The organism is Scytonema sp. NUACC21, from assembly GCF_054684315.1.
Map to the genome: position 1 here is coordinate 157,955 of NZ_BAAFZH010000098.1, position 14,116 is coordinate 172,070.

The following is a 14,116-nucleotide window of genomic DNA, read 5'->3' on the forward strand; positions in this document are numbered from 1 at the left end:
ATTGTTGGTGGGCAGTGCCCACCCTACGTCTATCTACTAACTACTAACCACTAACTCATTTGAAATTTGAAAGAAACTGCATCTCGTCTACCGATACTGAAGGTCAAACCGGGCTTCAATTTGTACCAAATTCCAGGTAATAGAGGATATTTGTTAATATAAGTTCCATTAGAACTACCCATATCCTGAATGTAGTACTCTCCTCCCTCAAACTTAATTTCTGCATGAATCCGAGAAACAATCTCGGAATTTGGTAATGCAGACAAATCGAGATCGGGATAACTGCGTTTGTTGGGTTTTCCTATGCGAAGGACAGAGAAATTTTCTGGTAATTCAATAACTCTATTGGTTTGAAGATGGAATAATCTGGCAATGGGTTTTTCTGCAAGTGTAGGTGTTTCAACAAAGTTCGGCGGGAGGGTGGCTTGTTCTGCGTTAACAAAGCTGAGAGCAGATGTAGGGCTTTCTGGGACGGGGCTGAAGCTTGGTTTTTGAGCAGTTAGCAGAGTATTGAAAATGACTAATGAGATGATGGAAATAATAGCACTGCCTATGAAGACAATTCGGGTTCCCCATATTATATCAATGATGCTTCCCAAGAATGGGCCAAGTGTTTGTCCCCATGATTGAACTGTTGAATTGACTGCCATAAAACCAGCCCGAGATTCTTGTGCGGCAAGTCCCGCTAGCAGTGCTTGGGTAGATGGAAAAGCAAGACCTTGAGATGCGCCAATTAAAAAAATAGGAATAAAAAGCAGCCAAACATTATTAATTGTAGGAATAATGACAAATGCTAAAGCAGCTAAAATGAAAGAAAATTTGATGAGTTTAATTTCAGAAAATTTTTGTGTGAGCCGTTCTAATTGAGAAGCAACTACGGCAACAGATATTGATATGCTAGCAAGGAGAAAACCATTAAAACTAGCAGATGCTCCCAACTCTCCTGCTAAAATTGGAATGTAAACTAAGCAGGTTCCAACTTGCAGCATGAATTGAACCATTACCGCAAACATCAGCCCTATAACTTGACGATTGTTAATGCTACCCCAGGTATTTTTAAGATATGGTTTTAATTTAAAACTTTGAGGGTTAGTATGTTGCTTTGGTAGCTTTAGGGTGAATAATACCAACAGTGCAACCGGAACAGCAACAAGAGATATCATAAACGGGAATCGCCAACTAAATCCAGTTAATAACCCGCCAATGAGAGGAAAGAGTGCTGAACTCATACCAATCAAGCCGGCATTAAATGCCATGACAGCGCCGAGTTGTCTTCCCCTATAAAGGTCAGCAACGATAGTCAGCTGCAAGGATTCTAGGCTTGCAGTACCAATGCCCTGCACAACTCTCCACTCTAAAAGACTGCGGAAGGTTTGAGCAAAGCCACTTAAGGTCCCTCCTAGGGCAAACATCAGCAGTGAGGGAACTAGGATTTGCTTTCTACCAAACGTGTCAGCTAAAACTCCAAAGATTGGAGTGACAATTGCACCAGGTAATTGGAAGAGGGTTGCTACCAGTGCTACTTGTTCGCTGGAAACGTTAAAAACTTGCGAGATAGTTGGTAGCGCTGGGTTAAAAATTGTCCCTCCTAAAATTGCTATTAGTGTTAAGGTATTAATGATGTAAAAATTTTTATCCTGGTATATATTACTGGCGGGTCTAGATTTGGTTTGATTGGTAGAAGAACTCATCAATTTTCTTCCTTAATTTGCAAATATTCTTTAAAGAGCTTCAGTTTGTTGAAGGACAGAAAACATTGGTTTTCAATGCTACAGTCATTAATGAAAATTAATGCTTTGAAAATTGTATAATTTTGCTACAAACTTAAAAAATAAAGTTAGAATAAGAATTAGACAAAAAGTATTTATCTCATTCCTAAGAATAACTACACGTTCAAGAAACGGATTTCGTATATATAGAACTAGAAAGTTTAAAGCGGGTAAGTTTAGTTAACCCGCTATAATACAATTTTCAGGTCGTGGAATGAGCAATATCCCACTCCAAATAGAGCTTTGCGTAACCACGGTTCAGCAATGCAGGAATATGAGTTGGTTGTTGGTTGGGACGAAGTCGGAGATTTGGTAGCCGCGAGGACAAGACGGATAGTGCAATCCGTCCTTCCCGACGAGCCAAATGAGAACCAGTGCAGTGATGAACTCCATGACTAAATGCGAGGTGGTTAACAGGTGTCTGTTTGAATCGTTCCATGTTGAAGCGATCGCTATCATGATACTGATTTTCATCACGATTTGCAGAACCATACAGCAAAAGAATGCGCGTGTCTTTAGGTAATGTGGCTCCAGCGAGGTAAACCTCTTGTGTGGTAACGCGAATCATAGATGCAGCTGGGGTATCGTACCTCAAGACTTCTTCTAGTGCAATAGGAATCAGAGATGGTTCGTCACAGAGTCTTTGCCACAAATTAGGTTGTTCTAGAAAAAGTTTTAAAGCTTTGCCTATTAAATTAGCAGTTGTTTTATGTCCTGCTACAATCATCTCACATAAAAGCAGCACTATTTCTGGTATGCTTAGGTCGCTAGTTAAGAGATCGCTAATCATATCATCACTAGGTGCAATCCGTCGTTCTTCGACTAGATTTGCCATAAAGTACTGTAAATCAACATAACTGCGAGCGCACTCAATTTGTCGTTCTGGCGTTAATGGTGTAGAAAACAACGCCGTCACTTCACTACCCCAATGCTTAACTTCTGCCATTTTATTTAAAGGAACACCATACATATTGAAGATGACTTCAAGGGGCAGAGGATAAGCAAATTTTGATAAGATTTCTACCTGACCATCATTGATAAAACTGTCTACTAATCTGTTAGCGATCGCACGGATAGAACCTTCCATCGCCACAACTTTCTCTGGTGAGAAAGCTTTCAGGAAAGGAGTACGCAAGCGCCTGTGTTGTTCGCCATCACTACCAATAAGTGAAACGACGGGAAAGCCTTGACGCAAAACTTCAATTGTCTCGGGAGCAAACTCGCCAACAGACTGGAGACTTTGTGCAGAAGAAAATCGTACTGGATCTTTCAGTACCGTTAAAACATCTTCATAGCGAGTCAGAACGTAAGCATTCAATAATGAACTGAAAAAGATTGGTTCTTCCTTTCTAGCACGCTTATAGAAGGGATAAGGGTCGTCCAGTAATGGATTAACAAAGGGTTGGAACTCTTGTCCAAGATGAGGGCAACTTTTTTGCTGTTTTTCTATCCCTTTTCCCTCACTACAGTGTTCATTTTGTTGTTGCTTTAAGGATGGATACTGTTCTGACAAGTTGTTAATTTCGTCCATTTTTTTATTCTCAAAATTATAATTTAATTAACAGCGATCGCTGACAGGTTTTCGGAAACAAAATCGCTTTGTGACTTGAGTTCAGACTTTTTCTGACTTTTTATGATTCTTGATAGTAAATTGAGAAAGGATTGCCTTCAGGGTCAAAACCATCTGCGACTTTTAAACCAGGTCTGCGGGAACGAATCTCACTTAATTTTGCACCACGCTCAGTCAACATCTTGTGAGCGGTTTCCATGTCATTGACGCTAAATGCGAGCTTTGGTCTATCCTGACCGAGTTGCTTATCTTTGTCTAGATGGAGGACTAAGTTGCATTCCCCTGTGGCAAACTCTACCCAAATTACATTATTGTAGTCATCCACATTAGTCGGGTCTATCACTGTCAAGTTGAGTACATCGCGATAAAAGCGGGCTTGGGTATTCATGTCCTTGACATAAATGATAGTCTTTGTCAAACCTTGTATAATACTCATTTAATTAACTCCTTTTGATGCGACATGGTATTATTTATTGCTCCGTCCAAAGGCAACTGGCAAATGGTTGGGACCGTGGAAAATGATGTTGTTTGCCCAATCAACTGTCTCATTTACCAAACGAAGTTGAGGTAAACGATTTAAAAGTACGTTTAGTGCAATTTGACCTTCAGCACGAGCAAGAGTTGAACCAAGGCAATAATGGATACCGCCACCGAAACTGCTATGCTTGTTATCTTGACGTTGTATGTTAAAAACCTCAGGGTTATTGAAATGCGCGGGATCGCGATTAGCAGAACCAAGCATTATCCCCACGCTATCTCCACGCTTAATCAACTTACCACCCAATTCGATATCTGCATATGCCCAACGGGTAATCATTTGAATGGGAGTGTCATAGCGCAAGATTTCTTCAATCGCTGCGGGAGTGAGTTCAGGATGAGAACGTAAGAGAGTGTATGCTTCGGGGTTGCGGAGCAATGCTAGTGTTCCCTTAGCTATCAAATTGACTGTAGTTTCATGACCAGCTGTTAACAAGTGGGTACAAGTAGCAACAATCTCTTCATCAGTCAGCTTGTCGCCTTCATCTGCAGCTTTGACTAGATTAGAAATTAAATCTTCACGTGGATTAGCACGTCTATCTGCAATGATAGGAATAAAGTATTCGATAAATTCTTTGCTTGCCTGTTCTGCTCGTTCGTAAACTTCTTTTGGGGGTTTAATACGGGAAGCGCTTGCATGCTGCAATGCTAATGCCCATTTGCGGAAGAGATCGCGATCGTTTGGATTCGCTCCTAACATAATCGCAATCACCATAATTGGTAGAGGGAATGCATAATCTTCAACCACATCCATTTCTCCACGATCGCAGACAGCATCAAGCAAACCGTCTGCAATAGAGTAAACGACAGGACGGAGGTTTTCGACAACTTTTGCTGTAAACGCTTTAGTTACTAAGGATTTCAGACGCGTGTGATTCGGTGGTTCGCGGAAAACAATCCACTTACTGACCATTGACAGAAATGTGTTATACTCCGTCGGCACTGGTGTAGTTTCTACTCCCTCTCGTTGGACAAACTCGCGACCAAACCTGCGGTCTTCCATAACCTTCATGACATCATCGTAACGGAAGATGTACCAAGCTCCTTCTAATTGGGGGTTGGAGGACACACCCCAATGAACGGGATCTGTTTCTCTGTAGTAACGATAAACTGGATAGGGATTTGAGATGAATTCATACAGAAATGGGTTTAGTCGCTCAACAGTAGTAATAGACATTTTTGACTCCGTTAGTAGTTAGTGGTTAGTTGTTAGTGGTTGATGGATACTAATAGTAGTTAGCGGTTAGAGTTAGTGATTTATGCAATTAGCCATTATCTAAAGGCACTAATTGAAGTGGTTTTTTTAACGCAGACAGCATTTGCATCATTTGTTCGCGTCCGGAGTTTTGAACTTTTGCTACAGATGGTCTGGATTCCAAACGCCGAACATAATTTGTTAAGTTGGGTAGATGCTTGTAGCTGTAAACCATACGCAGGTAACTTAAGGTGGGTGCTGCTGCACAGTCTGCAAGGGAAAACTCTTCTCCAGCCAGCCAGGTTTTATCAGACAATCGTTCTTCTAGGTGCAAGCATGCTGTTTCTAGTAGTCGATGTGCTTTATTTACCTCATGACTGCCTTGTTCTTCTACGGGACGCTGAGAGTCGGAAAATAACGCTTCACGTCCTCGGTTGATGTACACATCTACGATTCGTTCGAGCATTCGTACTTCTAAAGCCAGCTTTGGATCTCGTGGGATGAGATGGGGTTTGTTCTGAAAGCGTTGGTCGAGATACTCGATAATGATGCAAGCCTCGAACAGTATTTGACCGGATTCGGTTTCCAGGGCGGGAATTTTGGCAAAAGGGTTAATTTTTGTATAGTGCGATCGCTCTTCTTCATTAAAAAGGTTAACTTCTATAGGTGTAAAATCTGCATCTTTTTCATAAAGAGCGATGAGGACACGCTGGGAGTAGGATGAGGCTGGGGCGTAGTAGAGTTTCATAATTAAAAGCAGCCTCGAACGCGATCGATAAGAGTACCTGGGTCGCTAGGTAAGGTATCGCCTCTCCAAGCAACGTGTCCGTCGGGTCGCACCAGCACATAGGCGCGTTCGTAAAGTTTGGCAACAGAGGGTTTTTCGGGAAAGCTGATTGTCAGTGGAACGTGTCTCTCGTAGCAAGCTTTGGCAAAAGTTTCAATTCCTTGTTTTTCTTGGAAGCACAGCAGCACATAACCTTGACCAAAGAGATCCAATATAGATTTGTCAGGTTCTAACCATGCATGGGGTGCTCGCGATCCGGGATAACTATTCTGAGTCCATTGGAAGGGATCGGAGTTGGGAGGGGTACCATCAGGGATAATGATAGGTGACTCGTAACGGAATCCAAAATGAACTCCTGGTGCGTCGAACTCGCGCTTAACGCCACTACGCTCTAAACCTTCAGCCATAGAACGGCGGATTGCTTCCCCTTCGGGAGAGGCGCTCATAATTGCTGGAGGGACAGCACGTTTTTGACCGCGTTGCAGGTTGGCATTAGCTTCTTCGAGGTTTCGGACTGCAATAGGACGTCTTTCCATCTCATAGGTATCGAGCAATTTTTCTCCGCCCCAGCCTTTGAGTGTAGCCGCCAGTTTCCAACCCAGGTCGAGTGCATCACATATCCCGGTGTTCATACCAAAACCACCGGAAGGCGAGAGTGTGTGAGCAGAATCGCCTGCAAAGAAGATGCGACCTTGACGGAATTGGTCAGCAACGCGATGGGTGAGATACCATTTCATATTGGAAACGATTTCAATGGGGGTATCTATTGCGATCGCTTCTCGAACTGCTTCTTCTGAATCGCGCAGTTGACCATCTTCTTGTGGTTTGAGAATCAGGCGATACGATCCCCGTCCATCCACAGCCCGGAGTGGTTGTTGTAACGTGGGGTTAACCAGGAAGAAAACCATAGCGTTGCGCGGTCCCAATTGATTTGCTAACTCTGGTGCATTAAACACAATGCTTTGAAACAGTTGGGTGGGGTGGAATGATGGAGCCTCAATGTTACAAGCTTTACGAACTGTACTGCGAGCACCATCGCAAGCTACCATGTAATGGGCTTGGATAATTTCCGTGTCTCCCGATTGCAGATTTGTTACCTTGGCGGTGACTCCTTCCTCGGTTTGTTCAAAGCTTTCCAAACGAGACAGAAACTTAATTGCTCCTGTTGGATATTGTCCTAAAGCATCTATCAGAACTGGCGCGACTAAATTTTGAGGGCAAACTTGTTCTGGTTCTGGTGTGTATTCAGGTAGGGTTCTTTCTGCATAGGATGGAAAATGAGCGCGGTATATTTCATAACCCCCCACAGCCGTCACCCATGTAACATCTAGAGTGTGGTCAACAGGCCATCCAGCATTGCGTATTTGCTGGGAGAGCCCCCAACGGCGGTAAAGCTCCATCGAGCGGGGTCCAACGGTGCTGACTTTGGGATCTGTCACAACTCCGTCGGATTGCTCTATTAGGATACAATTAATACCTTGGTAACGCAATTCAAGTGCTGTTGATAAGCCGACTGGTCCACCGCCAACAATCAGAACATCTGTTTTAATATTATTCATAGCTTTTCCCTAAGTTGATTAACCGATTACATGGTGGGGATTCTTGGCGAAATCCTCAAAATATCTCGTGTAGAAATCAAACATCTCATAAACGTTGCTAGGTATGACTTGGCAAAGTCTCGCCTCATGACTCAGCCGTTCAAATCGATTTGCGATCGCTTGATATGCAATTTCTGGTGTGGGAATGTATATAGGTGGGTTGGCAATCTCAAAAGAAGGACCTGCGGTTTTCCCGCGTTTCCCAGAAGGCATAGTCATCAGCAGTTCACCCAAGGGACGCATCATACCCGTCATCACATCAATAGCTGGATTCATCAATTTTGAACGCCGCAAGCTACCATGAGGCATTAACCCGAAGTGCTGCACCATGAGTTGCATCATTAAAAAGTAGCACTCATTGAAAATCTGCATAACAGCCCTAGTTTGGGGGACAGTGACAACAGTAGAGTTGTAATCTTTGTGGTAAAGGGTGGGGTTACGCAGTGCAGGGTATGCTGGATTCCAAGGTAATTTATGCCCGGTAGTAGCTGCTTGCTCGCGAGCCAGTGCATCTGCAATGCGCCGGAATTTTTGATAATGAGATTCTTCAAATTTAGGTGAATCTGCCTCACAACCTTCTCCCTGTTCGACAATTAAGTCGATAGCAAAGAGAGCGCTTTTGACGTCGTCTACCTGAAATTGATAATCGGGGTGAGATTTGTTGGTATCTTTACGTAAGAATAGGTGATGCTCGCCGCCCGCGCAACCCTTTTTAACAACAATTAAATCTGGAATGTTTGCGATCGCATGACGAATTTGGCGGTACAGTTCGCTTAAGGAACCATAACCGTGCAGCTTATCGACGGTTGGATCGTTTGGTTCAGTTTCATGAGCCAAATCTTCTACCAAAAAGTCGGGCAATTCAAATTGTAAAAATCGCTGCAAGCTAGATGAACCAAAGGGTTCTAGAGCAAAATCCACTTCAATCGGGAAGCGTCGATTGGCTTCATTCCAGTTGGGTATGGCTGGGTAGAAAGGTTCGCCGAGCGCCATTAAGATGTTATTAACCATCAAAAAATGAACCATCTCTTCCCGAGAGATATCCAACAACACACCCCGTATGCCATAGTTGCGTCCCTCCTGACCATCACCGCAAGCCAGATGCAGTTGTTCGGGAGTCCACAAGCCGCGACGCACGTACTCTTGACCGGTGATATAGTTGGGAATGGAGTATGCTGCGTAGACATACTGCAACATAACTGCAACCTCAAGTTCTGCAGCATGACGTAGGGCGGCTACCAGTTCATCGCGTGTTTGAATGGTGTACTGAGTGCTCTTTGGTGTTGGTTTGGTTTCGGGAAGATAGCCCACTCGCTGTTGATTTTGCAAATATTTACGTAAAAGCATTGCCTGAGGTTGGGACATATCTCGTGTGGGTGGCATATAGTAGGTTTTGTTTTTGTTGCAAGGGTCGCACATCTGCCACATTAAACGAGCATAGGTTTCTACCTTGCATTTGTCCGCTAAACTGAAGACCTCCGCTTTCATGAAGGAAAAGGAAAGTTCGTAGAAAGCTAGGATGTGTTCGTAAATGAGGTTAAAGTCTACAGACTCATCTGGAATGTCTTCTAAGTGCCAATTGTTGGGGAGGACTCGAACCGCAAAGGAACCAGCCCCAGACCAGAAGCCAAGGCGATCTTCGTTATCGTAGCTAATGAGGGCTTGGTTTGTAGGTGAAGCATCGCCCGGTATTTCGTCAGGGTGTGTTGATAGGAGTACCCGTGCTGTCCCCGATTGAACTCCGCGTACAGTCACCCAACCGCATCCTTGATGGTTAGTTGCGATCGCAGTTTTAGCAGTAAAGTCGCCCTTTTCTTCCCGCTTACCGGGTTTGAAGTGTAATATATCTATTTCTGAACTGAGAGGAAAGTGGAAAGTTTTACCGACATTATCTGGATTGCGTTCAAAGTCATAACGTAACTGGGGCAGACCTTTGGGATTGTAAAATTGGCGCAAGTAGACTGCTTCCACTGGTGCGGGACAACCCCGAACAAAAGACCGCACCTCTAATTCTACGGCGTAGTCTTCACCCCGCTTGCGATCGGGAAATTCGACAAACAAGCAGGCGTCATTCACTTGGAGGTTAATTTCCTCTTCTTGAACTAAAATCTGTCGCTGACCGTTGGGGTGGGTTCCAACAATGCACAAGCCCTGCTGTTCGATCTCAGGACACAGATGCTCAAAGGGTTCTGCCAAAGGTACGTCTACAATTCCGCTTGTGAGTTGATGTGCTTGTTGTTGGTATGCTTCTTTGGGGATTCGCGCTACCAATCTTTGACTTTTAACTGTACGCAGTTCTAATTCACCCAGGTCGAGCTTGGAACCAATAGCATGAGTTGGACCCGGTCCTGCTTGAGTAGCACGTCCGGTGCAAGGGACTGCGGTTATCGTGTTCAAGCTAGCGCCTTGAGGGGTAATTTCAACCGTCAGGTTGGACAGTGTTCTGTCTTCGGGATTTTGGAATACATGACGGGGTGTTAACAACCGACCCTGGGGGTAAGTCTTCAGTTCACCTTCACACCACAAACCGATAGTTCCATGTAAATGCCAAAAGACTGGTGAATCGGGTTGTAAGGGTGCAGACATATTGCTTAAACTGAATTGTACAACTACCCCCAACACATCTTCCCGATCCATTGCAGAACGTAACAGGGAAACTGTCGGTGAAAGTGCTGTCTCTTCGCCCCAGAGAAAATCTTTGGCGTCTTTGGGGATAACAAATTGATAGACCTCTGCACGCTTAAATTCACTGTTCAGGCAATGTTCTGGCAATTCCCGGATGTAGTTAAAATTCTGCCAGCGAGCTGGTTGCATGCCTTCAACAGGTGCTGAGAGCATATATGGGACTTCATGGGATACGCCCTGTCTTCCAAAAGTCAGTTGACCGACCATGATTGTGGTTGTCCAGTTGGAAGCAGGATCGCAGTCAAAGATACGGGCGCGATTGAAAGTTGTGGCTAGGTAATCATTGAAGTGACCCCACATATCAATGCTGCGTCCAACTACTGGGTCTTGCTGGTCAACTTTTCCTGGTTCCCGTTGGGTACTGACAATTTTTGCTTCGATCGCAAAGTGACCGTTTCCTCCAAAGTCCCACCCCTTTGCCATGCTAAAAGAACCGTTTTCATCCCATTGTCCTTCAGCATTAAACCTAGGTTCCAAGTTTTGAAGATATTCGTGGTATTCAGATAAAGGACGGTTGCGATCGAAAGGTTCACCCTTCATATACACTGTGTTGGTACTGAGGTCTACCAAACCGTTTTTATGTCCGGTGGGGGCGTGGGTGCGGGCAAAGCCTTGAAAGTGCAGGCGAGGAAAGTCTAAGATACTCATAATAACCTTTTTGATTATTCCGGCGATCGCGATAAGAATAAAGGATGAAATATAAAGGATGAAGGATGAAATATAAAGGATAAAGGATGAAAAATCGGTTGATTGATAAAGTTTTATTTATCCTTCATACTTCATACTTCATACTTCAAAACTTGTTTTCCATGTTCCGTAAATTTAGCAGTCATTGCAAGGATGTCCGGACTTTTTCATACCTTTCCTGACTTTGTATGACCTTGTTAACAGTAATTAGTAACCAGTGGCTGGTGGTTGATTTGACAAGGGTTATGGGACATATAAGTGCTGTTAAATCAGAAGAAAAGTATTCGTAGGTAGGGCTAAAGCCCACCAAATCTAAGTTGTGGTGAGCAGTGCCCACCCTAGGTGTATTTCAATCAAATAGTAATCCTATACAAGCGCTGTTAAATCAGAAGAAAAGCGGGTTGCCTAAAAGAGTTAATAATCTTGAAGAACCCGCATTTTTTAGCATTTCTATGCTTTTGCTAAAGCCATTCCTAATGCTCTTCCGGTTTGAGCAGCAACTACACCATCAACAGTTAAGTTGTTGTCTTGTTGGAATTGTTTAACAGCATTTTCTGTAAGTTCGTCGAATATACCATTGGCTGTCACTTGGTATCCTAATGTAGATAAGTCGTTTTGCAGACGTTCTACGTCAAGACCAGTGATTCCGCGTTGTAAGGTTGGCATTTGAGACATGGTGTATTTCTCCTGTAAGCTTGATATCTATTACTAACGATCGCTTTTTGAGAAATATGCAGGTCGTATGGAAATTTATTTCTAGTTAAAGACCTATATAAGGTTGCTACAGTTGTAATAAAAATACCCCTCCCTAGCCCAGACCTTATAAAGGGAGAGAATTGGATATGCTGACTCTTTATCGGGAAGGAACCATTGTGCCATCGCGGGTTCCCCGATTTGTAGCAATTTCTTGTGGTGCGGGCGTCCCCACCTACCACTAATAAATATAGGACGGGCGTCCTCGCCCGTCCCACATTCTGGGAATTATTTATTTGTGGGGTAAAATTTACAGATTGTCAGAAATCTGTCGAACCTGGTATAACACGAACGCGATTCGCACTTATGCTACATCTTTTGAAGTAACAGCCCAAGAATGGGAGATAGATGTTTGTGGTTGGATCTGGACGCGCCACAGTTCTCGTTCGTCGGTGCGATCGTCGTTGAAAGCTGTTCGACCGTGCAAGGTGTAATGATTTTCTATCAAAAGCAGATCGCTTTGCTGCCAGTCGTGGCAATAGAAGCAGCTATCATCGTACACAGATGCTTGGAGTTCAACAATCAGTTGTTGAAAATCTTCTTGAGGCAGGCTTTTTGAAGAAAGCTCAAAGGTTTGTAACTTGGAATTGGAGCCTTCTTGATATCGCAAGATATCTTCACCTGTAACAGGGTGTTGCATAATTAACGGATAGCTACGTTGTTTGCCGCCGTAGTAAGTCAATTTGGTGAAGTAATCGATTATTACTTGTTTCCAAGCCTCAACTTTTTGAGAACCTGCATTTTCAAGCACTCTTCGACCATCAACCACGGTGGTCTGTCCTCCTGTGCTAGCTGGTGCTTGATGGCAATAAAGAATAAAAAACTGAGGGGTAAAGTCTTCGTAACGACCACTCGCTTCTAAGTAAGAGGGTGGCATACTGAGATCCCAATGTAAGGGGACAGCTTCACGAGAAGCAATATAGCCATCAGGTGTTTTTTTAGGTCTAATCGTGTGTACGGGTCCGAAGTCCCAGATGACTGGTTTTCCAAACTCTGATGAAAACTCGACAAGATGCTCTTTACTGTCAATTTGAAAGCCTCGTAATGCTACAAAACCATACTCTAAGCAGAGATTTTGTAATGTCTGTGAGTTGAGCAAAGAACAGGAAGGCTTTTTCTCATTATCATTACCATGATAGGTAATGCGAATTCCTGTCTTCGGTGGTTTAATAATTTCTAATTCACATTGACCCCAAATCTCTTCGGTTGATTCAATAAAATACCAAGGTTGTTTGTTTCGCATAACTAGTGCAGTATTGGCTAATTTTTCAGCTTCTTCTTTTTTCATTAAAATGTCTTGATTCTCTTTGTTTTTGACAACCACATTATGCCAAGGGGTTATGCAGCGATTGTCATTGGGTAACAAATGAATACCAAATTTTGGTCCTGCATTATTCTGGCTGTGAATAGAAAGCCGAATGTGGTGCGGAAATTTTTCCTTCAGCAGTCTCGTTAATGCGTCATTCCGCTGAATCATAATTCTGGCGAATTCACCACTTTGTTTCAGTCGCTTTTTCTTGGTTTCAGGAGAATTCAAATCAGTCCAAGGATTATCCTGGAAAAGGAAATTTTTAAGACCCTGGTAAGTTTGAAGTATCTGTTCATCATTCTTGAGCAGCACTTCTACTTGATTCTTATCTAGGGAACAGTATTTGCTCATGAATTCTTCTCTAAGAGCATCATATCCATTTTCTGAGGAGAAAAAGCTATCTAAAGATTCCCAGGAAATATGACGAAGTTGGAGAAGATTTTTGAGAGTTGTGTTGTAGCTTTCTTGAGTTTCTTCGGAGACTCCTATTAGATCGGAGAAGGTAGTTCCATCACTAAAAATGATGAGTTTACAACCAGGTGCATAAAATTTTCTGACTTGTTCGCAGAAGTTATCTAGATGAGTCAGCGCAAGTTCTTCTCCGCGATCGGGTAAATAACCAAATACCTTGGAAAGAGAGTTGGGTGATTTGCAGGGAAATCCAGGTAAAATCATCTCGATTGGTTGTCCGGACTGGATAAAGTACATTAATTGCTCTGTTAGAAAAATTCTTCCTTCTGGCTCAAATAAATCATCGTTGCCTTGAACAAGAAGTTTGCGGAAGGCTTCTATAAATTGAGAAGCCACCATTCGAGAAAGACCGGTTGTAACTAAATTTGATTTATGGTAGAGTGAATCTGATCTTTGTAATGACATAAATAACCTCAATTTTTGTGAAAAAATAATAGAATTTGTGCAGTAACAAGAAAACAATACGTGAAGCTCGATTGAGCCGGTAGAACAAATATTGCTTGAGAAATGATTCTGATTGAATTTCGGGTTTATTCGCTGTTGCTTTGACAGCGCCTTAACCCCTTATGTTATTAACCACAGTTGATAAATTGGGTTTATGCAGCTCTGATACATCCTCCGGAAAATTGTCTTAGTATTTCTTGTATCTTGTGGTGCGGGTGTCCCCGCCCGCCAATCATATAGGACGGGCGTCCTTACCTGCCAATAACATGGGACGGGTGTCCCCACCCGTCCCATAAGATAGAATCATTTAT

At 43.2% G+C, this 14,116-nt stretch carries 9 protein-coding genes; all 9 read right to left on the reverse strand.

Annotation, left to right across the window (positions count from 1 at the left end):
• Positions 1-50: 50 nt before the first annotated feature.
• The 9 genes from ACYRY3_RS30455 to ACYRY3_RS30495 all read right to left on the reverse strand — a co-directional run bounded on the left by ACYRY3_RS30455 (position 51) and on the right by ACYRY3_RS30495 (position 13,766).
• Complete coding sequence (locus ACYRY3_RS30455) at positions 51-1,691, reverse strand: MFS transporter (RefSeq protein WP_460205408.1); 1,641 nt, start codon at positions 1,689-1,691, stop codon at positions 51-53.
• A 280-nt stretch (positions 1,692-1,971) separates the two neighbouring features.
• Positions 1,972-3,300, reverse strand: coding sequence for a cytochrome P450 (locus ACYRY3_RS30460; protein WP_460205409.1), 1,329 nt, complete (start codon positions 3,298-3,300; stop codon positions 1,972-1,974).
• Positions 3,301-3,400: 100 nt separating this feature from the next.
• Positions 3,401-3,775 carry a VOC family protein gene (locus ACYRY3_RS30465; protein WP_460205410.1) on the reverse strand — a complete coding sequence of 125 codons (375 nt, stop codon included), beginning with the start codon at positions 3,773-3,775 and terminating at the stop codon, positions 3,401-3,403.
• 30 nt (positions 3,776-3,805) lie between these two features.
• Complete coding sequence (locus ACYRY3_RS30470; RefSeq protein ID WP_460205411.1) at positions 3,806-5,053, reverse strand: cytochrome P450; 1,248 nt, start codon at positions 5,051-5,053, stop codon at positions 3,806-3,808.
• A gap of 88 nt (positions 5,054-5,141) precedes the next feature.
• Positions 5,142-5,819, reverse strand: coding sequence for a glutathione S-transferase family protein (locus ACYRY3_RS30475; protein WP_460205412.1), 678 nt, complete (start codon positions 5,817-5,819; stop codon positions 5,142-5,144).
• A 2-nt stretch (positions 5,820-5,821) separates the two neighbouring features.
• Complete coding sequence (locus ACYRY3_RS30480) at positions 5,822-7,417, reverse strand: FAD-dependent monooxygenase (RefSeq protein ID WP_460205413.1); 1,596 nt, start codon at positions 7,415-7,417, stop codon at positions 5,822-5,824.
• Between the two features lie 18 nt (positions 7,418-7,435).
• A complete protein-coding gene (locus ACYRY3_RS30485; RefSeq protein ID WP_460205414.1) occupies positions 7,436-10,789 on the reverse strand; it encodes a ferritin-like domain-containing protein in 3,354 nt (1,117 codons plus the stop codon).
• A gap of 489 nt (positions 10,790-11,278) precedes the next feature.
• Complete coding sequence (locus ACYRY3_RS30490) at positions 11,279-11,503, reverse strand: peptidoglycan-binding domain-containing protein (protein WP_460205415.1); 225 nt, start codon at positions 11,501-11,503, stop codon at positions 11,279-11,281.
• Between the two features lie 382 nt (positions 11,504-11,885).
• On the reverse strand, positions 11,886-13,766 hold the full coding sequence (locus ACYRY3_RS30495) for an isocyanide synthase family protein (protein ID WP_460205416.1): 1,881 nt from the start codon (positions 13,764-13,766) through the stop codon (positions 11,886-11,888).
• Positions 13,767-14,116 lie beyond the last annotated feature (350 nt).